Consider the following 23,586-nt stretch of genomic DNA (forward strand, 5'->3'; position numbering starts at 1 on the left):
TCGTTAACCTCGGGCCGCTACGCTGGCGGCCAGGATGGAAAGCACCAGTTGTTGGAAATCCAGGCCGGCGGCACGTGCGGCCATCGGCACCAGGCTGTGATCGGTCATCCCCGGCGCGGTGTTCACTTCCAGCAGCCAGAAATCGCCCGCGGCGTCCTGCATCACGTCTACCCGGGCCCAGCCAGCGATGCCCAACGCATCGCAGGCGCGCTGGCACAGCGCGGCCAGGGCCTGCTCTTGCTCGGCGGGCAGGCCACAGGGGATGCGGTACTGGGTGTCGGAGGCCAGGTACTTGGCGTCGTAGTCGTAGAACGCGTGGGGGGTGCCCAGGGCAATCGCGGGCAGGGGCTGGTCACGCAGGGTGGCCACGGTGTACTCCGGGCCGCTGATCCACTGCTCGACCAACACTTGCGAATCGTAGGTGCTGGCGTCTTTCCAGGCGTCGACCAGTTGTTCAGCGCTGGTCACTTTCGCCATACCGATACTTGAACCTTCATGGGCCGGTTTGACGATCAAAGGGAAGCCCAGTTCCTCGGCCGCGGAAAAACAATCGGCGGCGCTGGCCAGCACCGCGTGGCGCGGGGTCGGGATGCCCAAACTCTGCCACACCTGCTTGGTGCGCAGCTTGTCCATCGCCAGCGCCGAGGCCAGCACGCCGCTGCCGGTGTAGGGGATGCCCAGCACCTCAAGCAGGCCCTGCATGCTGCCGTCTTCGCCGCCACGGCCGTGCAGCACGATGAACGCGCGGTCGATGTGTTCACGCTGCAGCACCGCCAGCAGGTCGTCGCCCACGTCGATGCCGAAGGCGTTCACACCCGCGGCCTGCAATGCGCCCAGCACCTGGGCGCCCGATTTCAGCGACACCTCGCGCTCGGCGCTCTTGCCGCCATACAGCACGGCCACGCGGCCGAAGTCCGAGGGCATCAGGGTGCTGCGCAGGCTGTCGTACTGGGCCATGTCAGTTCCCCTTGCCGCTGGTGAACAGCGGGCTTTTGATCAGTTGCGGGGCGATCGAGCCGACGTCGCCGGCACCCTGGCAGAGCAGGATGTCGCCGGCGCGCAGCAGCGGCTTGACCAGCGGCGCCAGCTCGGCGCCACGCTCCACGTAGATGGGGTCGAGCTTGCCGCGCTGGCGGATGCTGTGGCACAGCTGGCGGCTGTCGGCGCCCGGGATCGGCTCTTCGCCGGCCGGGTAGACTTCCATCAGCAGCAGCACATTGGCGTCGCCCAGCACCTGCACGAAATCGTCGTACAGGTCGCGGGTGCGGCTGAAGCGGTGCGGCTGGTAGACCATCACCAAACGGCGCTCCGGCCAGCCGCCACGAATGGCGTTGATCACCGCGGCGACTTCGCGCGGGTGGTGGCCGTAGTCGTCGACCAGCATCACCTCGCCGCCTTCGACCGGCAGCTCGCCATACACCTGGAAGCGCCGGCCCACGCCCTGGAAGCCCGACAGCCCCTGCACGATGGCTTCGTCGCTGATGCCCTCGTCGGTGGCGATGGCGATGGTGGCCAGGGCGTTGAGCACGTTGTGGTTGCCCGGCATGTTGACCGACACCTCCAACGGCTCGCGGTCAGGGCGCAGCACGGTGAAGAAGGTGCGCATGCCCTGCTGGCGGATGTTGATCGCGCGCACGTCGGCCGCTTCGCTGACGCCATAGGTGAGCGTGGGGCGGGCCACCTGCGGGAGGATCTCGCGCACCACCGGGTCATCCAGGCACACCACCGCCAGGCCGTAGAACGGCAGGTTGTGGAGGAACTCGACGAAGGTTTTCTTCAGTTTGTTGAAGTCCCCCTCGTAGGTGGCCATGTGGTCGGCGTCGATGTTGGTGACCACCGCGACCAGCGGCTGCAGGTGCAGGAAGCTGGCGTCGCTCTCGTCGGCTTCGGCGATCAGGTAGCGGCTGGTGCCCAACTGGGCGTTGGTACCGGCGGCGGTCAGGCGGCCACCGATCACGAAGGTCGGGTCCAGCCCGCCGGCGGCGAACACCGAGGCCAGCAGGCTGGTGGTAGTGGTTTTGCCATGGGTGCCGGCCACGGCGATGCCGTGGCGGTAGCGCATCAGCTCGGCGAGCATCTCGGCGCGCGGCACCACGGGGATGCGCCGCTCCAGGGCGGTGGCCACTTCCGGGTTGCTGGCGTTGACCGCGCTCGACACCACCAGCACATCGGCGGCGGCGGCGTTCTCGGCGCGGTGGCCGACGAAAATCTGCGCGCCGAAGCGCTGCAGGCGGTCGGTCACCGGCGAGGTTTTCAGGTCAGAGCCCGACACCTGGTAACCCAGGTTCAGCAGTACTTCGGCGATGCCGCACATGCCCACGCCGCCGATCCCGACGAAGTGAATGTGGCGGATACGGCGCATCTCCGGTTGCGGCATGGCCTTCTGGTTTTCAACCATGGGCCACCTCCAGGCAAACGTCGACCACCGTGCGCGTGGCATCGGGTTTGGCCAGGCGCCGCGCGGTGGCGGCCATGGCGCTGAGTTTTTCCGGTTGCATCAAAACCTCTTTCAGGCGCGCGGCCAGTTCCGTGGCGCCCGTCGTCGCTTGCGGCATCAGGAAGGCAGCGCCCTCCCGTGCCAGATAATCGGCATTGCGGGTCTGGTGGTCGTCGATCGCGTGCGGCAGCGGCACCAGCACCGACGGCAGGCCGGCGGCGGCCAGTTCGCTGACGGTGAGCGCGCCGGCGCGGCAGATCACCAAGTCGGCCCAGGCGTAGGCCTGGGCCATGTCATCGATGAACGGGGCGACCTTGGCCTCCACGTTCGCCTCGCTGTAACGCTGCTGGGTCACATCACCGTGCTGCTTGCCAGCTTGGTGGAACACCTCGGGGCGATACTCGCCGGGCACCTGTGCCAGCGCCTGCGGCACCAGCTTGTTCAACGGCTCCGAACCCAGGCTGCCGCCCATCACCAGCAGCCGGGTACGGCGGCCACCGAGCACTTGCCGTGGGGTTTCGAGGAACAGCTCCGGGCGCACCGGGTTGCCGGTGGTGCGGCGCTTGGCCAAGGCCTTGAAGGTATCGGGGAAAGCTTCGCAGACCCGGCTGGCCAAAGGCACCAGCAACCGATTGGCGGTACCGGCCACGGCGTTCTGTTCATGCACCACCACCGGCACCCCGGCCAACCGCGCGGCCAGGCCGCCGGGGCCGGTCACGTAGCCACCAAAGCCGACCACGCACACCGGTTGCAGCTCACGCATCAGCCGGCGCGCCTGGCGCAGGGCGTTAAGCAGCACGAACGGCGCCTTGAGCAACGCCGCCAGGCCCTTGCCGCGCAGGCCGCTGACGTTGATCAGGTGCAGCGGCAGGCCGGCGCGGGGCACCAGGTCGTTCTCGATGCCGCGCGGGGTGCCGAGCCAGTGCACGGTGTAGCCACGGGCCTGGAACTCGCGGGCGCACGCCAGCGCCGGGAACACATGGCCTCCGGTGCCGCCAGCCATGATCAGCACGTTAGCGCCCATGGTAGGCCTCCTCGGCGAAGTCGCTTTCGCTGAACTCCACCTCCTCGCTGCCCAGCGCATGGCGCGCCTCCCACTCGATGCGCAGGAGCAAGCCCAGGCAGGCGCAGCAGATCACCAGCGAGCTGCCGCCATAGCTGAGGAACGGCAGGGTCAGGCCCTTGGTCGGCAGCAGGCCGACGTTCACACCGATGTTGATCAGGAACTGGCCGATCCACAGGAACGACAGCCCATAGGCCACATAGGCGGAGAAATACTGCTTGGCGCGCTCGGCCCACATGCCGATGTACATCCCGCGGATGCACACGAACACGAACAGCGCCACGGTGCACAGCGAACCGATCACGCCGAGCTCTTCGGCCAGTACCGAGAAGACGAAGTCGGTGTGCGCTTCGGGCAGGTAGAACTGCTTCTGCACGCTGTTGCCCAGGCCCACGCCGAACCAGCCCCCACGGCCGAAGGCGATCAGCGCCTGGGTGAGCTGGTAGCCCGAGCCAAACTGGTCGGACCACGGGTCGGTGAAGGTTACCAAGCGGGCCATCCGGTAGGGCTGGGCATACACCAGCGCCACTACCGCGAACACCGCGCCGGCCACCAGCAGGCTGAAACGGAACAGGCCCACGCCACCGAGGAACAGCATGGCGCCGGCCGCGCCCATCATCACCACGGTGGCGCCGAAGTCGGGCTCCATCAACAACAGGAAGGCCATCGGCAGCAGCACGATCAGCGGCTTGAGAAAGCCCATCCAGCTTTCGCGCACTTCGGTTTGGCGGCGGATCAAGTAGCCACCGAGGAACATCACCACGAACACCTTGGCGATTTCCGAGGGCTGCACGTTGAACGCGCCAAAGCCGATCCAGCGCATCGAACCGTTGACCTCGCGGCCCAGCCCCGGCACCAGTACCGCCAGCAGCACGCCGAAGGCGCACAGCAACAGCCACGGGCCCAGGCGCTGCCAGGTGGCGATGGGGATCATCATGGTGATGCACGCCGCGCCCAGGCCGATCACCAGGTACACGATGTGGCGGATCATGTGGTAGAGCGGGTTGCCCATTTGCGCGGCGGCCACTTCCGAGGAGGCGGAAGTGATCATCACCAGGCCCAGGCCCAGCAGCGCCAGGCAGCCGGCCAGCATCGGGAAGTCGATATCGACGCCGCGGTTGCTGATCAGCGGCGACGGGAACGGCTTGATGACGTTGAAGATCATGGCAGCGCCCTCACCGCTTCGGCGAACAGGCGCCCGCGTTCTTCGTAGTTCTTGAACATGTCGAAACTGGCGCAGGCCGGCGACAGCAGCACCGCGTCGCCCGGCTCGGCGAGCTCGGCGCAACGGGCGATGGCCTCGGCCAGCGAGCCCACCCGCACGCGCGGCACGCCTTCGCCCAGGGCTTCGCCGATGGCCGGGCCGTCACGGCCGAGCAGCACCACCGCGCGGCAGTGCTTGGCCACGGCGTTTTTCAGCCCGGAGAAGTCCGCGCCCTTGCCGTCGCCGCCGGCGATCAGCACCAGCTTGCCGGCGATGTCGGCGCCCAGGCCTTCGATGGCGGCCAGCGCGGCGCCGACGTTGGTGGCCTTGGAGTCGTCGTACCAGGCCGCGCCGTTCAGCTCGCGCACCCACTGGCAGCGATGCACCAGCCCGGTGAATTCACGCAGGGCCTGCAGCATCGGCGCCATCGGCAGCCCGGCGGCGTGGCCGAGCGCCAGGGCGGCCAGGGCATTGGCCTGGTTGTGCGCGCCGCGCACCTTCAGTTCGCTCACCGGCAGCAGCAGCTCGAAGGCGCGCGCCAGGTATTTTTGCCCGCCGTCTTCACGCAGGCCAAAGGCGTTGAAGTCCGGCGCGTTGAGGCCGAACGTCCAGCACGGCACACCCTCGCCCAGCAACGGCCGCGACAGCGCGTCCTGGCGGTTGACCACCACCTGGCGGGCGCCGCGGAAAATCCGGTGCTTGGCCAGGTGGTAGGCCGGCATGCCGCTGTAGCGGTCCATGTGGTCTTCGCTGATGTTCAGCACCGTGGCCACCGCCGCGCCCAACTGGTGAGTGGTTTCAAGCTGGAAGCTCGACAGCTCGAGCACGTACAGCTCGGCGTCGTCGGCGAGCAGATCGAGCGCCGGGGTGCCCAGGTTGCCGCCTACCGCCACGCGCTTGCCGGCGGCCAGGGCCATCTCGCCGACCAGGGTGGTCACGGTGCTTTTGGCGTTGGAGCCGGTGATCGCCACGATCGGCGCGCGCGCGTGGCGCGTGAACAGCTCGATGTCTCCAGACAGCACCACGCCGCGCGCGGCCGCCTGCTGCAGCGCCGGGGTGGCCAGGGCCAGGCCGGGGCTCACGTACAGCTCGCTGGCGCGGCAGAGGAAATCGACGTCGAGCTCGCCGCAGCGCACCTCGACCTGCGGGTAGTCACGGCGCAGCGCCTCGAGTTCTGGCGGGTTCTCGCGGGTGTCGGCCACGGCAAAGGGCACGCCCCGGTTCGCCAGGAAGCGAACCAGGGACATGCCGCTCTTGCCGAGGCCGACAACGATGCGGAACTGGTCAGAAGCGATCAGGGACACGGCGCCTACCTCAGCTTCAGCGTGGCAAGGCCGATCAGCACGAGGATCACGGTAATGATCCAGAAGCGCACGATCACCCGGGGTTCGGGCCAGCCTTTGAGTTCGAAATGGTGGTGGATCGGCGCCATGCGGAACACCCGCCGGCCGGTCAGCTTGAACGACGCGACCTGGATCACCACCGACAGGGTTTCCATCACGAACACACCGCCCATGATGAACAACACGATTTCCTGGCGCACGATCACCGCGATGGTGCCCAGCGCGGCGCCCAGCGCCAGCGCGCCGACGTCGCCCATGAACACCTGGGCCGGGTAGGTGTTGAACCACAGGAAGCCCAGCCCGGCGCCGATCAGCGCGCCGCAGAACACGATCAACTCGCCGGCGCCCGGCACGTAGGGGATCAACAGGTATTCGGCGAACTTCACGTTACCCGACAGGTAGCAGAAGATCCCCAGCGCGCCGCCAACCATCACCGTGGGCATGATCGCCAGGCCATCGAGGCCGTCGGTGAGGTTGACCGCGTTGCTCGAACCGACGATCACCAGGTACGCCAGCACCATGAAGCCAGCGCCCAGGGGGATGCTGGCGTCCTTGAGCATCGGGATGATCAGCACGGTGTCGACCGGGCTGTTGGCGGTGACATACAGAAACACCGCGGCGCCCAGGCCAAACACCGACTGCCAGAAGTACTTCCAGCGGCTAGGCAGGCCACGGGAGTTCTTTTCGATCACCTTGCGGTAGTCGTCGACCCAACCGATGGCGCCGAACAGGAAGGTCACCACCAGCACGGTCCAGACATAGCGGTTGGTGAGGTCAGCCCAGAGCAGGGTGCTGATGCCGATGGCCGACAGGATGAGCGCGCCGCCCATGGTCGGGGTGCCGGATTTCGACAGGTGCGACTGCGGCCCGTCATTACGCACGGCCTGGCCGATCTGGCGAATCTGCAGGGTACGGATCATCCACGGCCCCAGCCACAGCGCGAGAACCAGCGCAGTCAGCACACCCAGGATCCCGCGCAGGGTCAGGTACTGGAAGACCGCGAAGCCCTTGTAGAACTGCTGCATGAATGTGGCCAACAGCAAAAGCATTAATGTTTCTCCCCGCCGGCACCGCAGAGTGCCGCCACGACGTGTTCCATCGCAGCGCTACGCGAGCCCTTGATCAAAATAGTGGTGTCACTGGCCAACTCGCCGCGAACGGCGTTGATCAGCTCAGCTTGGGTATCGAAATGGCGGGCCTGGGGGCCGAATGCGCTTACCGCGTTGGCCATCAGCGGGCCTACGGCGTACAACGCATCGACGCGGCCCCGGGCGTAGTCGCCCACCTCGCGGTGGCCGGCTTCAGCCCAGGCGCCCAATTCGCCGATGTCTCCGAGCACCAGGACGGTGCGGCCGGAAAAGCCGGCGAGTATATCAACGGCAGCGCGCACCGAGGAGGGGTTGGCGTTGTAAGTGTCGTCAATCACCCGGGTGCCTTCGGCGGTCAGGCTGGCCACGGTGCGGCCCTTGACCGGTTGCACCGCGTTCAGGCCGGCGGCGATCAGCGCCAGCGGCACGCCCAGCGCGCTGGCGGCGGCCGCCGCGGCGGTGGCGTTGGCCACGTTGTGGCGGCCCAGTACGTTCAGTTGCACGGCCACCGCGCCGGCGCCGCTGGCCAGCTCGAACGCCGGGCAGCCGCGGGCGTCGCTGCTGATGTTACGCGCGTAAAAGCTCGCCTCGGGGTTGCCGAGCGAGAAGCTCAGCACCCGGTGGGCGCCGGCGCGGGCCTTCCAGATCGGGAAGGCTTTATCGTCGAGGTTGAGCACGGCGGTACCGCCCTGCCCCAGGCCTTCGAGAATCTCGCCCTTGGCTTCGACGATTTTCTCCGGGCCGCCGAACTCGCCCACGTGGGCGGTGCCGGCGTTGTTGATCAGCACCACCTGCGGCGCGGCCAGGCCCACGGTGTAGCGGATCTCGCCAATGCGCGAGGCGCCCAGCTCGATCACCGCGTGCTGGTGCTCCGGCGCCAGTTCGAGCAGGGTCAGCGGGGCGCCGAGGTCGTTGTTCAGGTTGCCACGGGTGGCCAGCACCGGGCCTTGCTGGCGCAGGATGCTGGCGAGCATTTCCTTCACCGTGGTTTTGCCGCTGGAGCCGGTGATGGCCGCCACCGGCCTGGCGAAGCGGGCACGGTTGTAGGCGCCCAATTGGCCCAGCGCCAGGCGGGTGTCTGCGACCAACAGTTGCGGCAGCGGCGCACCCGGCACTTCACGTTGTACCAGCGCGGCCACCGCGCCCTTGGCGGCGACCTCGGCCAAATAGTCATGGCCGTCGAAACGCGGGCCGGCCAGGGCCACGAACAGTTGCCCGGCGCCGATCGCGCGGCTGTCGATGGCCACCCCGGTGAAGGTGGCGTCGGCGCCCAGCAGGCGGGCGTTGAGGGGGCTGGCGAGCTGGCTCAGCGAATAGGCTTCAAGCATGGGCCACCTCCCAGGTAGCCAGGGCCTTCTCGGCCTCTGCAACGTCGGAAAACGGCTGGCGCACGCCGTCGATCTCTTGGTAGTCCTCATGGCCCTTGCCGGCGATCACGATCAGGTCACCGGCGTTGGCGGCGGCCACCGCCTGGGCGATCGCCAGGCCACGGCCGGCCACGAAGCGCACGGCCTCGGGCTGGGCGAAGCCGGCGCGGATGTCGTCGAAAATGCCCTGCGGCGCTTCGCTGCGCGGGTTGTCGTCGGTAACCATCACGCGGTCAGCCAGGCGCTCGGCGATGGCGGCCATTTCCGGGCGCTTGCCGCGGTCGCGGTCGCCGCCGCAGCCGAACACGCAGAGCAGTTCGCCCTGGGTGTGGGGGCGCATGGCCTGGAGGATTTTTTCCAGCGCGTCAGGGGTGTGGGAATAGTCCACCACCACCAACGGCAGCTTGCCGCCGCCGACCTGCTGCACACGCCCGGCGGGGCCGTGGAAGCGCGCCACCACCTTGAGGGTTTCGTCCAGCGGGTGGCCCAGGGCAACCAGCACCGCGACCGCCGCGAGGATGTTGCTCAGGTTGAACGGGCCCAGCAGCGGGCTGCGCAGGGTGTATTCGCCTTGGCCGGTGACCAGCACCGCCTGGATGCCATGGTCGCCGAAGCGCGCATCGCGGCAGTACAGGGTGGCGCTGGGGTGTTCGCAACTGTAGGTGATCAGCCGCGAGCCGTGCTCGCGCCCGGCCAGTTCGCGGCCGAAGGCGTCGTCGAGGTTGATCACCCGGCAGGCCAGGCCCGGCCAGGCGAACAGGCGCGCCTTGGCCTCGCCATAGGCCTGCATGCTGCCGTGGTAGTCGAGGTGGTCGCGGGTGAGGTTGGTGAACACCGCGACGTCGAATTCCAGCGCCGCCACCCGGCCCTGCTCCAGCGCGTGAGACGACACTTCCATGGCCACGGCCTGGGCACCGGCCTTGCGCAGGTCGGTGAGGGTGGCTTGCACGGTGATCGCATCCGGCGTGGTCAGCTTGCCGGCGGCGATGGCGCCGACGAAGCCACTGCCGAGGGTACCGAGGGTGCCGCAGCGCTCGCCCAGCGCATCGAGGCCCTGGGCGATCAATTGGGTGGTGGTGGTTTTACCGTTGGTGCCGGTCACGCCGATCATCCGCAGCAGCCGGCTGGGCTCGCCATAAAAGCGCCCGGCGATCGCCGACAACTGGCTGGCCAGGTGCTTGACCGGGATCAGCGGCACGTCGGTGAGCGGCAGCACGGTGGCGCCTTCGGCTTCATAGGCGATGGCCGCGGCGCCGTGGGCCAGGGCGTCGTCCATGTGGTCGCGGCCGTCTACCCGGGCACCGGGCACCGCCAGGAACAGGTCGCCGGGGCGCACGTTGCGGCTGTCGAGGGTCAGCTCGCGGATCAGCGGGTCTTGGCTGGCCTGGGTGAACAGGCGGGTCAGGTTCGCGCTCATCAGCCGCGCCCTCCCTTGACCGGTACCGGGGTGTTCACTGCCTGCTGCTGCGGCGTGGCCTGGAGGTTATCCGGCGGCACGTTCATCAGGCGCAGGGTGCCCGACATCACTTTGCTGAACACCGGCGCCGAGACCAGGCCGCCGAAGTAACCGCCGGCGCTGGGCTCGTCGATCACCACCACCACCGCGTAGCGCGGGTCGCTCATCGGGCCGAAGCCGGCGAACAGCGAGCGGTAGGCGTTTTCGGTGTAACCACGCGAACCCACGGTGGCCTTACGCGCGGTACCCGACTTGCCCGCCACGTGGTAACCCGGCACCTGGGCACGGTACACACCGCGCGGCGCTTCGATCACTTGCTGGAGCATGCCCTGGATGGTGTCCGCCACGTTTTGCGGGATGACCTGAGTGCTGGCCGGCGGGCCGTCGACCTTGAGGATCGACAGCGGCACCAGCTTGCCGTGGTTGGCCAGGGTGGCGTAGGCGTGCACCAACTGCAGCGCGGTGACCGACAACCCGTAGCCGTAAGACAACGTCGCGGTTTCGGCCTTGTGCCACTCGCGGTGGTTAGGCAGGTTGCCCACGCGTTCGCCCGGGAAGCCCAGACCCGAATACTGGCCCAGGCCGACCGAGGCCATGACCCGGTAGATGTTTTCGCCACCCACGTCGAAGGCCACCTTGCTCATGCCGACGTTGGAGGAGTTGATCAGGATGCCGGTGAGGTCGAGCACCGGGCCCTCGGACTTGGACACGTCCTTGATGGTGTAGCGGCCCAGTTGCAACGAACCGGGGTACACCTCGACCTTGTCCGATGGCTTCCAGCGGCCGGTTTCCAGCGCGGCGCTCATCGACAGCGGCTTCATGGTCGAACCGGGCTCGAACACGTCGATGATCGCCCGGTTGCGCATGGCGGCGGGGATCATCGTGCGGCGGTTGTTGGGGTTGTAGGTGGGCATGTTGACCATGGCCAGCACTTCGCCGGTTTTCACGTCCATGATCACCAGGCTGCCAGCCTTGGCTTGCTGCTCCTGGATGGCCTTGCGCAGCTCGCGGGTGGCCAGGTATTGCAGGCGCAGGTCAATGGACAAGGCCAGGGTTTTCCCGGCCTTGGCATTCTTGGTCACCTGGATGTCGCGGATCAGATGGCCGCGCCGGTCCTTGAGCACCTGGCGCCGGCCGGGCACGCCAGCCAGCCAGTCTTCATAGGCCAGCTCGACCCCTTCGCGGCCGTGGTCGTCGAGGTCGGTGAAGCCGACCATGTGCGCGGTGGTGTCGCCGGCCGGGTAGAAGCGGCGGAATTCTTCGAGGCTGTACACGCCCGGGACTTTCAGGTCCATCACGCCCTGGCCTTGTTCAGGCGTCAGCCCGCGCACCAGGTAGATGAACTCCTTGCCGGCGTTGGCTTCAAGGCGCTCGCTGAGCTGGGCAGGGTCTTGCCCGAGGGCGCGGGCGAGGTCTGGCCAGCGGTTTTTGTCGCCTTGCATTTCCTTGGGGTTGGCCCACAGGGTGCTGACCGGGGTACTCACCGCCAGCGGCTCGCCGTTGCGGTCGGTGATCAGCCCGCGGTGCGCCGGGATCGGGATATGCCGCAGGCTGCGGGCGTCGCCCTGGCCCTTGAGGAAGTCGTCGTCGATCAACTGCAGGTAGATGATTTGCGCGCTGATGCCCAGCACCATCAGGCCGAGCAGGCCCAATACCAGGCGAAACCGCCAGGGGAAGAGTGCGCCGTCGAGCTTCATCATGGCTTCACCATGCGAATTTCAGCGGCGTCGGGCACGCGCATTTTCAACTGCTCGGAAGCCAGCGCCTCGATGCGGCTGTTGGCCGTCCAGGTGCTTTGCTCGAGGATCAACCGGCCCCATTCGGCCTGGGCCTTGTCGCGGTCGTTCAGCTCGGTGTACAGGCTGTTGAGCAGAGTGCGGTTCAAGTGCGCGCTGTAGGCCACGGCCACGGCCGAACCGAGCACGCCAACAAACAGCATCAACAGCAAGGTGCTGCCGGTAGGCAGTGGCTTGAAGAACAGCTTGCTCATCGCAGCTTCTCCGCCACGCGCATCACCGCGCTGCGCGCACGCGGGTTGGCCGCGAGCTCGGCGTCGGAGGCGAACTGCGCCTTGCCGAGGGTCTTGATCACCGGCTTGAACGGCTCGACCCGCACCGGCAGGTTGCGCGGCAGGTTGTCGGCTTCGCCCTTCTCGAGGCGGCGCATGAACAGCTTGACGATGCGGTCTTCGAGGGAGTGGAAGCTGATCACCACCAGCCGGCCGCCCACTTCGAGCACGTCGAGGGCGGCCGCCAGGCCTGCCTCGAGGTCGGCCAGTTCGTTGTTCACATGAATGCGCAGGCCCTGGAACGCACGGGTGGCTGGGTGCTTGTGTTTTTCCCAGGCGGGGTTGGCGTCTTTAAGAACCTGGGCGAGGTCGGCAGTGCGCTCGAACGGCTGTTGTTCGCGGCGCTGCACCACGGCGCGGGCCATGCGCTTGGCGAAGCGCTCTTCGCCGTAATCCTTGAATACCCGGGCGATCTCTTCTTCGCTGGCGCTGGCGATGAACGCCGCCGCGCTGACGCCGCGGGCCGGGTCCATACGCATGTCGAGCGGGCCGTCGTTGAGGAAGCTGAAACCGCGTTCCGGGTCGTCGAGTTGCGGCGACGACACGCCGAGGTCGAGCAGCACGCCCGCCACCTGCCCGGCCACGCCGGCCTCGGCGGCTTGCGCGGCCATCTCGGCAAAACTGCGCTGCACAATGACGAAGCGGCCGTCTTCGGCCGCCAGCGCTTGCCCGGTGGCAATGGCTTGGGGATCTTTGTCGAAGCCCTGCAGGCGGCCACCCGGCCCCAGCCGGGCGAGGATCGCACGGCTGTGTCCGCCGCGGCCGAAGGTGCCGTCCATATAGCAGCCATCAGCGCGCACAGCCAAGGCCTCGACGGCCTCGCCCAGCAGAACGGTGATGTGGTTAAAGCCGCTATTCATGGTCACAGGATCAAATCACGCAGTTCATCAGGCATCGCGCCCGGTTGTTTAATTGCTTCGAGGTCCTCGGCGCTCACGGCATTCCAGGTGTCCTCGTCCCACAGTTGAAACTTGTTCAACTGGCCCACGAGCATTGCCCGTTTGTCCAGCTTCGCGTAATCGCGCAAACGCGGCGGCACCAGGAAGCGACCGCTCGAGTCGAGTTCCAGATCCACCGCATTACCAATGAGCAAACGCTGCAGCCGCTTGACCTCGTCTCGCAACGAAGGCAGGGCACGCAGCTTGGTTTCGATGATTTCCCATTCGTCGAGCGGGTACACGTTCAGGCAGGGGTCGACCGTATCGATGGTGATGATCATTTGCCCGGAGCTACGCGAATTCAGCTCGTCACGGTACCGGCTCGGCATAGCGAGACGACCCTTGGCGTCGAGACTGATGGCATTGGCTCCGCGAAACACTCTGCGCTACCCCGATTAGGTTCCTGTTCTGCCTGTTTTTCCCACTTCGTGCCACTTTCCACCACTCGCGCACACTATAGGAACCCATTCCCTGCACCGTCAAGGCGCGTTCGTAAGGAAAAGCCTTATAGAACGGTGATTTAGGAGGGGAATACTGAGGAAAGGCCTGATAAAGGAGGGGCTTTGACTGGCAGACGGGCCGCAAGTCAATGAAATACGGAGAAAAGTTAAAGTAACTTCTGAGGATTAAGATTCTTTCGGTATTAAAAAAATGTTTCTGCTATCGAAGCAGCAGAAGGAAGGAGGTGGAGAGTCGATCTATAAGCCGGGTTCTGTCGAGGACAGTCATTCCTCTACGATGGCCATCACTGGACATCTTTAGCAACCTACCCGGTTCCAGCGCGGGCCACGCCCATGGAACCCTATTTGGTCTTGCTCCGAGTGGGGTTTACCTTGACCACGAACTGTTACCAGCCGCGCGGTGCGCTCTTACCGCACCTTTTCACCCTTACCGGCGCCGAAGCGCTTAGGCGGTTATTTTCTGTGGCACTTTCCGTAGGCTCGCGCCCCCCAGGCATTACCTGGCACCCTGCCCTATGGAGCCCGGACTTTCCTCCCCCGCTGTTTGCGGAACAAACGGCGGCAGCGACTGTCCGATCGACTCTCCGCCGGCAAGGTTACCGGATCCCCCCCGCTGCATCAACCGCCGGCCGGCTCTTTGCGCGCCAGGCCCGCCTGGTACAGCGCATTCTTGCGCTCGCCGGTAATGCTCGCGGCCAGCGCCGCGGCGCGCTTGAGCGGCATCTCTTCAAGGAGCAGGTCGAGCACCCGCAGGCCCTCGGCGCTCACCGCCTCGCCGCCTTCCGGCGCGGTGAAGCCGGCCACCAGCACCACGCACTCGCCGCGCTGCTGGTTGCTGTCCTGCTCAACGAACCCGCACAGCTCAGACAAAGGCAGGCCCTTGAGGGTTTCGAAGGTCTTGGTGATCTCCCGCGCCAACAGCGCCGGGCGCTCCGGGCCAAAGGCCGCGGCCATGTCGCGCAGGCTGTCGAGGATGCGGTGCGGGGCTTCATAGAAGATCAAGGTGCGTGGCTCTTCATTCAGCGCTTGCAGGCGCGCCTGGCGGCCGGCGGCTTTGGCCGGCAAGAAGCCCTCGAAGATGAAGCGATCGGACGGCAGGCCGGCGGCGGACAGCGCGGCGATCAAGGCGCAGGCCCCCGGCACCGGCACCACCCGGATACCGGCCTCGCGCGCTTGGCGCACCAAGTGGTAGCCAGGGTCGGAGATCAACGGCGTGCCAGCATCGGAGACCAGCGCGACGTCATCACCGCCGCGCAGCCGGGCGAGGAAGCGCCCGCCTTCTTCGCGCTCGTTGTGGTCGTGGCAGGCGGCCAGCGGCGTTTGAATACCGAAGTGCTGGAGCAGGCGCTGCGAGTGGCGGGTGTCTTCGGCGGCGATCAGGGCCACGTCTTTGAGCACCCGCAAGGCGCGCACGCTCATGTCGTCGAGGTTCCCGATAGGCGTGGCGACAACATAAAGTGTGCCAAAAGTTGAATCTGTAGCATCGGAAACAGTCACAGCACACACCTTGGGGTCAGCAAAAGCGGCCATTGTAACGCGCCTGCGGGCGCGGCATTGGTTTACCACCCTGCCGCGGCTTTCATGCCCTTGCCATCGCGCCGGCGCCCACCCTTGGTTACAATCCAATGCCAATGCTCTCGTATCAGGAAGATGTACATGACAGGTTGTTTGCGGCCGTTATGGGCCCTTTGCCTTGCCGTTCTGCTGGCTGCCTGCGCCAGCAGCCCCACTTCCCGGCTGGGCGAGCTGCCGCGAACGCCAGACGCCAGCGTCGAGCAACTGCTGCAGCAGGCCAGCAGCGCCGGCTCGCCGCAAGACGCCGCCCTGCTGCGGCTGAGCGCCGCCGATAAGGCCGCGCAGCAAAACGATGCCGCCCGCGCGTCGCAAATCCTTGCCCAGGTGCCGCTCGAGCAGCTCAAGCCCGCCCAGCAAGTGTTCGCCAGCACCCTGGCCGCCGAGCTGGCCCTGGGCCGCAACGACGCCAAGGGCGCCCTCAGCGCGCTGCAACACCCCAGCCTGCAACACCTGGGCGAGCTGCCGATGGACCAGCAAGTGCGCACCGGCAGCGTGCGCGCCCGCGCCCTCGAGGCCGACGGCCAGGCCCTGGCCGCCGCCCGCGAACGGGTGTTCTACGGGCCGATGCTCAGCCCGGAGCAAGCCCAGGCCAACAACGAGGCCATCTGGCAACTGGTGATGGGCCTGCCGGCCGACCAACTGCAACCCAGCGGCAATGACGACCTCGCCGGTTGGCTGAGCCTGGCCGCCACCGTCAAGACCGCCGGCACCCTCGAGCAACAAAAGGCCTCGATCAGCGCCTGGCAGGCCCAGCACCCGAACCACCCGGCCGCGCGCCAACTGCCCGAGCAGCTCACCCAACTGATGGCCCTGACCAGCCAGCCGCTCGACAAGATCGCCCTGCTGCTGCCGCAACAGGGGCAACTGGCGAGCGTCGCCAAGGCCCTGCGCGACGGCTTCATGGCCGCCCACTTCCAGGCCCTGCAAAGCGGCCAGAAGGCCCCGCAGATCCAGGTGTTCGACAGCTCGCGCATCACCAACATCGACGACTTCTACCGCCAGGCCCAGGCTGCTGGCGTGCAACTGGTGGTCGGCCCGCTGGAGAAAAACCTCGTCAAGCAGATCAGCAGCCGCCCGCAACTGCCCATCACCACCCTGGCGCTGAACTACAGCGACAACGCCCAGGCCGGCCCGGCACAACTGTTCCAGTTCGGCCTGGCCGCCGAAGACGAAGCCCACGAAGTGGCGCGCCGCGCCCGTGCCGATGGCTATACCCGCGCCGTGGCGCTGGTGCCCCGCGGCGAGTTCGGCGAGCGCGTGCTGGCGGCGTTCCGCCAGGCGTGGACCGCCGAGGGCGGCACTCTGGTGGGGTATGACCAGGTCGACCAGCCGGTGGCCATGGCCGCGCAGATCGGCAAGTTGCTGCAAGTGCGCCAGGGCGCCGACAACAGCCAGGGCAGCTATCGCCAGGATGTCGACTTCCTCTACCTCACCGCCACCCCGCAGCAGGCCCAGCAGATCAAGCCCACGCTGAACTACCAGTTCGCCGGCAAGCTGCCGGTGTACGCCACCTCCCACGTGTACAGCGCCACCGGCGACAGCGCCCAGTACAACGACATGAGCGGTATTCGCTTCTGCGAAACCCCGTGGCTGCTCAACCCTGGCGACCCGCTGCGCCAGGCCGTGGTCAAGCAGTGGCCACAGGCCGCTGGCAGCCTCGGCCGGCTCTACGCGATGGGCGCCGACGCCTACACCCTGGCGCCGCGCCTGGGCCAGCTGAAGGCCTTGCCGGATAACCGCGTGGAGGGTGAATCGGGCAGCCTGAGCATGAACGCCAACCAGCGTATCGAGCGGCAACTGCCGTGGGCCGAATTCAGCAACGGCCAGGTCAGCCGGCTGCCGGACACCGCCCGTTGAGCAGCGGCCCCAGCCATCTACGCGCCGGCCGCGAGGCCGAAGCCACCGCGCTGGCGCACCTGCGCCAGCACGGTTTGCAGCTGCTGGCGCAGAACTGGCGGTGCCGCGGTGGTGAACTCGATCTGGTCATGCTTGATAGCGATACAGTAGTATTCGCCGAAGTACGCTATCGCCAGCATCGGCAGTGGGGCGGCGCACTCGAAAGTATCGACCCGCGCAAACGCGACCGCCTGATCCTCGCCGCACAGCACTTCCTCCACGAACAACCGCGCTGGGCCGAACAGCCCTGCCGTTTCGACGTGATCGCCATTGAAGGCAACGACCCGGCACGCCCGGGCCTGAATTGGGTGAAGCATGCATTCGATAGCGATTGACCGCGCAGTTTTGCGGCGCCCCGCCCACGGGCGCCTTCAATCAAGGTTTTTCTGATGGACATGCAATCCCGTATCCGCCGCCTGTTCGAGGCCAGCATCGACACCAAGCTGCGAGCGATCGACGCCCTCGCCCCCCATATCGAGCTGGCGGCCCAGGTGATGGTCAATGCCATGCTCAGCGAGTGCAAGGTACTGGCCTGCGGCAACGGCGGCTCGGCCGGCGATGCCCAGCACTTTTCCTCGGAGATGCTCAACCGCTTCGAGCGCGAACGGCCGGGCCTGCCCGCCATCGCCCTGACCACCGACACCTCCACGCTCACCTCGATCGCCAACGATTACAGCTACAACGAGGTGTTCTCCAAGCAGATCCGCGCCATCGGCCACGAAGGCGACGTGCTGTTGGCGATTTCCACCAGCGGTAACTCGGCCAACGTGATCCAGGCCATCCAGGCGGCCCACGACCGCAACATGACCGTGGTCGCCCTCACCGGCCGCGACGGCGGTGGCATGGCCTCACTGCTGCTGCCAGAAGACGTAGAAATCCGCGTGCCTTCCCAGGTCACCGCACGCATCCAGGAAGTTCACCTGCTGGTGATCCACTGCCTGTGCGACCTGATCGACAGCCTTATTTTCGGGAGTGAAGAATGATCCCCAGCCGTTTTGGCCTCATGGCCCTGACCCTCTGCCTCGCCCTCGGTGGTTGCAGCTCGGTACTCACCGCAACCCGCGAAGACGGCATCACCGACGACCGCGGCACCCGCACCCTGGGCAGCAAGATCGACGACTCGTTGATCGAAACCAAGGTCTCGGTAAACATTTCCAAGGCCAGCCCGGACCTCGCCCAGGGTTCGCACATCGTGGTGACCAGCTTCAACGGCGTGGTGCTGGTAGCCGGGCAAACCCCGCGTGAAGACCTCAAGCAACTGGCCGGGCAAACCGCCTCGCAGGTGCAGAAGGTCAAGACCGTGCACAACGAAATCCAGGTGATCGAACCCTCCTCGTTGCTGGCGCGCAACAACGACGCCTGGCTGACCACCAAGATCAAATCGCAGATGTTCGCTGACAGCACCATCCCGGGGGCCCGCATCAAGGTGGTCACCGAGAACGGCATCGTTTACCTGCTGGGCCTGGTGACCCAACAGGAAGCCACCCGCGCCACCAACCTGGTGCAAGGCGTGGGCGGGGTGCAGCGGATTGTGAAGTTGTTCGAGTATATCAACTGAAGTTTCAAGCTTTCAGCTGCAAGCGGTAAAGCGGTAAGCGGCAAACAAAAAGGCCAGTCAGGTTAACTGACTGGCCTTTTTGTTTTGCCTGAACTTACTGCGGCTGCTGCCCCGGCTGGTTCTGGGTCAGCACCAGTTGGCCCTGCGGGTTCACCGGGATGCTCGAACCTGGGTCGTGGTCCATGCGCACCTGGCCAACCTGGCCATTCAACTGATACTTCACGTTGTAACCCACGACCTTGTCGCTGATGTCGTTCACAGTGTTGCAGCGAGTTTGGGTGGTCTGGTAAGTATCGTTGTTCTGCATGTGCTCCTGCACTTTGTTACCGGCGTAGCCACCGCCGACGGCGCCTGCCACGGTGGCGATCTTCTTGCCGCCACCGCCACCGATCTGGTTGCCCAGCAAGCCACCGGCCACCGCGCCGAGCACGCTGCCCACGATCTGGTGTTGATCCTGTACGGGGCGCTGGCGGGTCACGGTGACCTCACGGCATTCCTGCCGTGGGGTTTTGATCTGTTCCTTGATCGGCTCGGACGCCAGCACAACGGCATTCTCAGGGCCTTTTTTTACGAGGCTGTAGGTCGCGACAGCACCCCCGGCGGTCACACCGACAGCACCCAGCACTGCACCAATCAGCAACGATTTATTCACGTTTATGCTCTCCTGAATTCGGTCTCGCGCTAGCGCGTTAACCTCCTAGCCTTGGAGCAACAAAAAAGGCGCAAGTTCAATACTTGCGCCTTTTCAGCGGCTTAGCGGTAGGGCCCAGGCGTTACGGGCGGTCGTCTACCGTGTCTTTGGCCGCGGGCGGGATCAGGTCTTCGCTGTTCAGGTTCAGCCAGATCAGCACCACGTTGGCGATATAGATCGACGAGTAGGTACCGGCCATCACGCCGATGAACAGCGCCAGCGAGAAGCCGAACAGGTTGTCGCCACCAAACAGCAGCAGCGCGCCGATCGCCAGCAAGGTCGACACCGAAGTGGCGATGGTCCGCAGCAGGGTTTGCGTGGTCGAGACGTTGATGTTCTCGATCAGCGAGGCCTTGCGCATCACCCGGAAGTTCTCACGCACCCGGTCGAATACCACGATGGTGTCGTTGAGCGAGTAGCCGATGATCGCCAGCACCGCGGCCAGTACCGTGAGGTCGAAGGTGATCTGGAAGAACGACAGGATACCCATCGTCACCACCACGTCGTGGATCAGCGAGACGATGGCGCCCACGGCGAACTTCCACTGGAAGCGGAACGCCAGGTACACCAGCACCCCACCCAGGGCCAGCAGCATGCCCAGGCCGCCCTGGTCACGCAGCTCTTCACCGACCTGCGGGCCGACGAACTCGACGCGCTTGACGGTGGCCGGGTTGTCGCCGCCGAACTTCTGCAGGGCCGCGGCTACGTCGTTGCCCAGCTTGGCGTTGTCGCCCGGCATGCGCACCAGCAACTCGTTGGCCGCGCCGAAGCTCTGCACGATGGCCTCGTGGTAACCGGCCTTGGCCAGCTCTTCACGGACCATGCCCAGGTCAGCCGGCTTTTGGTAGGTCAGCTCGATCTGGGTACCGCCAGTGAAGTCCAGGCCGAAGTTGATGCCTTTATGGAACCAGCTGAACAGCGCCAGGATGGTGAGGAACACGGTCAGGGCAAACGCAACGTTGCGCACGCCCATGAAGTTGATCGTATTGAGTTTCATGGTTGCCCCTTAGATCCACAGCTTCTTGACGTCACGGCCGCCGTAGATCAGGTTGACGATCGCGCGAGTCACCATGATGGCCGTAAACATCGAGGTGAAAATACCGAGCGACATGGTCACTGCGAAGCCTTTGACCGGGCCGGTGCCCATGGCGAACAGGATGCCACCCACCAGCAGGCTGGTCAGGTTGGCGTCGATGATCGCGGTGTAGGCGCGGTTGAAACCTTCGTGGATGGCGCGCTGCACGGCCATGCCGGCGGCGATCTCTTCACGGATACGCGAGAAGATCAGCACGTTGGCGTCGACCGCCATGCCCATCGTCAGCACGATACCGGCGATGCCTGGCAGGGTGAGCGTGGCGCCGAGGATCGACATCAACGCCAGCAGCACGACCATGTTGAACGCCAGCGCAACGGTGGCGATCAGGCCGAAGAAGCGGTAGATGGCGATGATGAACAGCGACACGAACAACATGCCCCACAGCGAGGCGTCGATGCCCTTGTGGATGTTGTCGGCGCCCAGGCTCGGGCCGATGGTGCGTTCTTCGGCGAAGTACATCGGCGCGGCCAGGCCACCGGCGCGCAGCAGCAGGGCCAGTTCGGACGACTCACCCTGGCCGTTCAGGCCGGTGATGCGGAACTGGTTGCCCAGCGGCGACTGGATGGTCGCCAGGCTGATGATCTTCTTGTCTTCGGTGAAGGTCGGCACGGTGACGTCTTTTTCAACGCCATCGACCACCTGGCGCACCGTCTTGGTGGTTGGCTTCTGCTCGATGAAGATCACCGCCATGGAGCGGCCCACGTTGGAGCGGGTGGCGCGGCTCATCAGGTCGCCGCCGTGGCCGTCGAGCTTGATGTTCACTTGCGGGCGGCCGTGCTCGTCGTAGCTGGCCTGGGCGTCGGTGACCTGGTCACCGGTGATGATCAAACCACGCTCAACCGGTGCCGGCGGGCGGCTGCCATCACGGAACTCGAAGGTTTCGGTGCTGGCGCGGGTGTCGTCGGGGCCAGCGCCCAGGCGGAACTCGAGGTTGGCGGTTTTACCGAGGATGCGCTTGGCTTCGGCGGTGTCTTGCACGCCCGGCAGCTCGACCACGATACGGTTGGCGCCCTGGCGCTGCACCAGCGGTTCGGCCACGCCCAGTTCGTTGACGCGGTTGCGCACGGTGGTGAGGTTCTGCTTGATCGAGTACTCGCGGATTTCCGCGAGCTTGGCCTGAGTCAGCGCCAGGCGCAGCACCGACAGCTCGTTGCGGGTGCTGGTGGTGATGTCGAAATCGGTGAAGCTCTTGCGGATCAAGGCCTGGGCCTTGTCGCGGGAGTCGGTGTCGCTGAAGCCCAGCTGAATGGCGGCGCCATCCTGCGGCAGGCTGCGGTAGCGCAGTTGCTCTTTGCGCAGCGCGGTTTTGACTTCGCCTTCATACACCTGCAGGCGCGCGTCGACGGCTTTGTCCATGTCGACTTCGAGCAGGAAGTGCACGCCGCCGGAAAGGTCGAGGCCCAGCTTCATCGGGTGTGCACCCACCGAGCGCAGCCACTGCGGGGTGGTCGGGGCGAGGTTGAGCGCCACCACATAGTCGTCGCCCAAGGCGGTACGCACGATGTCTTTGGCCGGCAGTTGGTCTTCCTGTTTGACCAGGCGCAACAAACCGCCCTTGCCGTTTTCGGCAACGTTCGAGGCCTTGACCTGGATGCCCGCGGCAGTCAGTGCCTGGGTGGCCTTGGCCAGGTCGGCCGGGGTGACCTGCAGCGCGCTGCTGGCACCGGACACCTGGATGGCCGCGTCATCGGGATAAAGGTTGGGTGCGGAATAGATAAAACCGACCGCCAGCACCGCCACGATCAGAATGTACTTCCACAGAGGGTATTTGTTCAGCATCACGCCGCCCGTTCAAGACGCGGGGCGCGTTGCGCGCCCCGACGGTAAGGTAAAAAACTGCCGATCAGATCGCTTTGAGCGTGCCCTTTGGCAGGGTCGCCGCGACGGCGCCCTTCTGGAACTTGAGTTCGACGTTGTCAGACACTTCTACCACGATGAAATCGTCGGTCACCTTGGTGATCTTGCCGGCGATACCGCCGGTGGTGACCACTTCGTCGCCCTTCTGCAGGCCGCCGAGCAGGTTTTTCTGCTCTTTGGCGCGCTTGGCCTGTGGGCGCCAGATCATGAAGTAGAAAATGACCAGGAAGCCGACCAGGAAAACCCACTCGAAACCACCGCCCATCGGGCTGGCAGGTGCGGCGGCGTCGGCCGCTTGCGCGGTGGGGATCAGAAAGCTCAGCAAGCTCATGTAGCGCTCCAGTTGCTAATTATGTAATGAGGGAAAATCAGTCCAGAGGCGGCACGGGCAACCCGCGCTTGGCATAGAAGGCATCGACGAAGGCGGCCAATTTACCCTGTTGGATTGCCTCGCGCAAACCAGCCATCAAGCGCTGGTAATGGCGCAAGTTGTGGATGGTATTGAGCATGCTGCTGAGCATTTCGCCGCATTTGTCCAAATGATGGAGGTAGCCGCGGGAGAAATTCTGGCAGGTGTAGCAATCGCAGGTTGGGTCTAACGGTGAATCGTCATGGCGGTGCACCGCGTTGCGGATCTTCAGCACGCCGGTGTCGATGAACAAATGGCCGTTGCGCGCATTACGCGTGGGCATCACGCAGTCGAACATGTCGACCCCGCGGCGCACACCTTCCACAAGGTCTTCCGGCTTGCCAACACCCATAAGGTAACGAGGTTTGTCTGCGGGCATCAGGCCGGGCAGATAGTCGAGCACGCGGATCATTTCATCCTTCGGCTCGCCCACCGACAGCCCGCCAATGGCCAGGCCGTCGAAGCCGATCTCCTGCAGGCCATCGAGCGAGCGCTGGCGCAGGTCTTGGTGCATGCCGCCCTGAACGATGCCGAACAGCGCCGCGCTGCTGTCAGCGTGGGCGTTCTTCGAGCGCAGCGCCCAGCGCAGCGACAGTTCCATGGACTTGCGCGCGGTGTCGTGGTCGGCCGGGTACGGGGTGCACTCGTCGAAGATCATCACGATGTCCGAGCCCAGGTCGCGCTGCACCTGCATCGACTCTTCCGGGCCCATGAACACCTTGCTGCCGTCGACCGGCGAGGCGAAGGTCACGCCCTCTTCCTTGATTTTGCGCATCGCGCCCAGGCTGAACACCTGGAAGCCGCCGGAATCGGTGAGGATCGGCCCCTTCCACTGCATGAAGTCGTGCAGGTCGCCGTGGGCCTTGATCACCTCGGTGCCCGGGCGCAGCCACAGGTGGAAGGTGTTGCCCAGGATGATCTGCGCGCCGATGGCCTCGATGTCGCGCGGCAGCATGCCCTTGACCGTGCCATAGGTACCCACCGGCATGAACGCCGGGGTTTCGACCACGCCACGGGGGAAGGTCAGGCGGCCACGGCGGGCCTTGCCGTCGGTGGCCAACAGCTCGAATGCCATACGG

Annotated in this window: 22 protein-coding genes and 1 other RNA gene; 4 read left to right on the plus strand and 19 right to left on the minus strand. The window is 65.8% G+C overall.

What is annotated here, in order from left to right; translation table 11 throughout:
- Positions 1-3: 3 nt before the first annotated feature.
- From ACFZCE_RS00110 to rsmI, 14 genes are all read right to left on the minus strand, one after another.
- A complete protein-coding gene (locus tag ACFZCE_RS00110) occupies positions 4-957 on the minus strand; it encodes a D-alanine--D-alanine ligase (protein WP_390934951.1) in 954 nt (317 codons plus the stop codon).
- Position 958: 1 nt separating this feature from the next.
- Positions 959-2,398 (minus strand): UDP-N-acetylmuramate--L-alanine ligase, encoded by a 1,440-nt coding sequence (gene murC / locus ACFZCE_RS00115; protein ID WP_390934953.1) that lies wholly within the window; start codon positions 2,396-2,398, stop codon positions 959-961.
- On the minus strand, positions 2,391-3,461 hold the full coding sequence (gene murG / locus ACFZCE_RS00120; protein ID WP_390934954.1) for an undecaprenyldiphospho-muramoylpentapeptide beta-N-acetylglucosaminyltransferase: 1,071 nt from the start codon (positions 3,459-3,461) through the stop codon (positions 2,391-2,393). The genes murC and murG overlap by 8 nt, the downstream gene beginning before the upstream one ends.
- The gene (ftsW, locus tag ACFZCE_RS00125; RefSeq protein ID WP_390934955.1) at positions 3,451-4,665 is read right to left on the minus strand and encodes a putative lipid II flippase FtsW; all 1,215 of its coding nucleotides are present in this window, start codon (positions 4,663-4,665) and stop codon (positions 3,451-3,453) included. The genes murG and ftsW overlap by 11 nt, the downstream gene beginning before the upstream one ends.
- On the minus strand, positions 4,662-6,008 hold the full coding sequence (gene murD / locus ACFZCE_RS00130; protein WP_390934957.1) for a UDP-N-acetylmuramoyl-L-alanine--D-glutamate ligase: 1,347 nt from the start codon (positions 6,006-6,008) through the stop codon (positions 4,662-4,664). Before murD ends, ftsW begins: the two co-directional genes overlap by 4 nt.
- Positions 6,009-6,013: 5 nt before the next feature.
- Positions 6,014-7,096: a phospho-N-acetylmuramoyl-pentapeptide-transferase gene (gene mraY / locus ACFZCE_RS00135; protein ID WP_390934959.1), complete on the minus strand. Its 1,083-nt coding sequence runs from the start codon at positions 7,094-7,096 to the stop codon at positions 6,014-6,016.
- A complete protein-coding gene (murF, locus tag ACFZCE_RS00140) occupies positions 7,096-8,463 on the minus strand; it encodes a UDP-N-acetylmuramoyl-tripeptide--D-alanyl-D-alanine ligase (protein ID WP_390934960.1) in 1,368 nt (455 codons plus the stop codon). Before murF ends, mraY begins: the two co-directional genes overlap by 1 nt.
- Positions 8,456-9,922, minus strand: coding sequence for a UDP-N-acetylmuramoyl-L-alanyl-D-glutamate--2,6-diaminopimelate ligase (locus ACFZCE_RS00145; protein WP_390936412.1), 1,467 nt, complete (start codon positions 9,920-9,922; stop codon positions 8,456-8,458). The genes murF and ACFZCE_RS00145 overlap by 8 nt, the downstream gene beginning before the upstream one ends.
- A complete protein-coding gene (locus ACFZCE_RS00150; RefSeq protein ID WP_390934962.1) occupies positions 9,919-11,658 on the minus strand; it encodes a penicillin-binding transpeptidase domain-containing protein in 1,740 nt (579 codons plus the stop codon). Before ACFZCE_RS00150 ends, ACFZCE_RS00145 begins: the two co-directional genes overlap by 4 nt.
- Entirely contained in the window at positions 11,655-11,948 is a 294-nt protein-coding gene (gene ftsL / locus ACFZCE_RS00155) for a cell division protein FtsL (protein ID WP_390934964.1), read from the minus strand. The genes ACFZCE_RS00150 and ftsL overlap by 4 nt, the downstream gene beginning before the upstream one ends.
- Positions 11,945-12,886 carry a 16S rRNA (cytosine(1402)-N(4))-methyltransferase RsmH gene (gene rsmH / locus ACFZCE_RS00160; protein WP_390934965.1) on the minus strand — a complete coding sequence of 314 codons (942 nt, stop codon included), beginning with the start codon at positions 12,884-12,886 and terminating at the stop codon, positions 11,945-11,947. Before rsmH ends, ftsL begins: the two co-directional genes overlap by 4 nt.
- A gap of 2 nt (positions 12,887-12,888) precedes the next feature.
- Positions 12,889-13,344: a division/cell wall cluster transcriptional repressor MraZ gene (mraZ, locus tag ACFZCE_RS00165; RefSeq protein WP_390934967.1), complete on the minus strand. Its 456-nt coding sequence runs from the start codon at positions 13,342-13,344 to the stop codon at positions 12,889-12,891.
- 305 nt (positions 13,345-13,649) lie between these two features.
- Positions 13,650-14,009: RNase P RNA component class A (gene rnpB, locus ACFZCE_RS00170), an RNA gene on the minus strand.
- A gap of 34 nt (positions 14,010-14,043) precedes the next feature.
- Positions 14,044-14,955, minus strand: coding sequence for a 16S rRNA (cytidine(1402)-2'-O)-methyltransferase (rsmI, locus tag ACFZCE_RS00175; protein ID WP_390934969.1), 912 nt, complete (start codon positions 14,953-14,955; stop codon positions 14,044-14,046).
- A gap of 126 nt (positions 14,956-15,081) precedes the next feature.
- Between rsmI and ACFZCE_RS00180 the strand changes: the two genes are divergently transcribed.
- From ACFZCE_RS00180 to ACFZCE_RS00195, 4 genes are read left to right on the plus strand one after another with little or no spacing between them, the layout of a single operon-like run.
- Positions 15,082-16,857, plus strand: a complete 1,776-nt coding sequence (locus tag ACFZCE_RS00180) for a penicillin-binding protein activator (RefSeq protein WP_390934971.1) — start codon at positions 15,082-15,084, stop codon at positions 16,855-16,857.
- Positions 16,854-17,231, plus strand: coding sequence for a YraN family protein (locus ACFZCE_RS00185; protein WP_390934973.1), 378 nt, complete (start codon positions 16,854-16,856; stop codon positions 17,229-17,231). Before ACFZCE_RS00180 ends, ACFZCE_RS00185 begins: the two co-directional genes overlap by 4 nt.
- Positions 17,232-17,285: 54 nt before the next feature.
- A complete protein-coding gene (locus ACFZCE_RS00190; protein WP_390934975.1) occupies positions 17,286-17,879 on the plus strand; it encodes a phosphoheptose isomerase in 594 nt (197 codons plus the stop codon).
- Positions 17,876-18,454 carry a BON domain-containing protein gene (locus ACFZCE_RS00195; protein ID WP_390934977.1) on the plus strand — a complete coding sequence of 193 codons (579 nt, stop codon included), beginning with the start codon at positions 17,876-17,878 and terminating at the stop codon, positions 18,452-18,454. Before ACFZCE_RS00190 ends, ACFZCE_RS00195 begins: the two co-directional genes overlap by 4 nt.
- 94 nt (positions 18,455-18,548) lie before the next feature.
- Here ACFZCE_RS00195 and ACFZCE_RS00200 read toward each other — a convergent pair whose 3' ends face one another.
- The 5 genes from ACFZCE_RS00200 to tgt form a co-directional block, all read right to left on the minus strand.
- On the minus strand, positions 18,549-19,106 hold the full coding sequence (locus ACFZCE_RS00200; protein WP_390934978.1) for a glycine zipper 2TM domain-containing protein: 558 nt from the start codon (positions 19,104-19,106) through the stop codon (positions 18,549-18,551).
- Between the two features lie 121 nt (positions 19,107-19,227).
- Positions 19,228-20,142, minus strand: coding sequence for a protein translocase subunit SecF (secF, locus tag ACFZCE_RS00205; RefSeq protein WP_390934979.1), 915 nt, complete (start codon positions 20,140-20,142; stop codon positions 19,228-19,230).
- Positions 20,143-20,151: 9 nt separating this feature from the next.
- Positions 20,152-22,020, minus strand: coding sequence for a protein translocase subunit SecD (gene secD / locus ACFZCE_RS00210; RefSeq protein ID WP_390934980.1), 1,869 nt, complete (start codon positions 22,018-22,020; stop codon positions 20,152-20,154).
- 64 nt (positions 22,021-22,084) lie between these two features.
- A complete protein-coding gene (gene yajC / locus ACFZCE_RS00215) occupies positions 22,085-22,420 on the minus strand; it encodes a preprotein translocase subunit YajC (protein WP_390936414.1) in 336 nt (111 codons plus the stop codon).
- Positions 22,421-22,466: 46 nt separating this feature from the next.
- Positions 22,467-23,582, minus strand: a complete 1,116-nt coding sequence (gene tgt, locus ACFZCE_RS00220) for a tRNA guanosine(34) transglycosylase Tgt (RefSeq protein WP_390936415.1) — start codon at positions 23,580-23,582, stop codon at positions 22,467-22,469.
- Between the last annotated feature and the right edge of the window lie 4 nt (positions 23,583-23,586).

This window comes from Pseudomonas sp. NPDC007930 (assembly GCF_042958985.1).
Lineage (GTDB): Bacteria > Pseudomonadota > Gammaproteobacteria > Pseudomonadales > Pseudomonadaceae > Aquipseudomonas.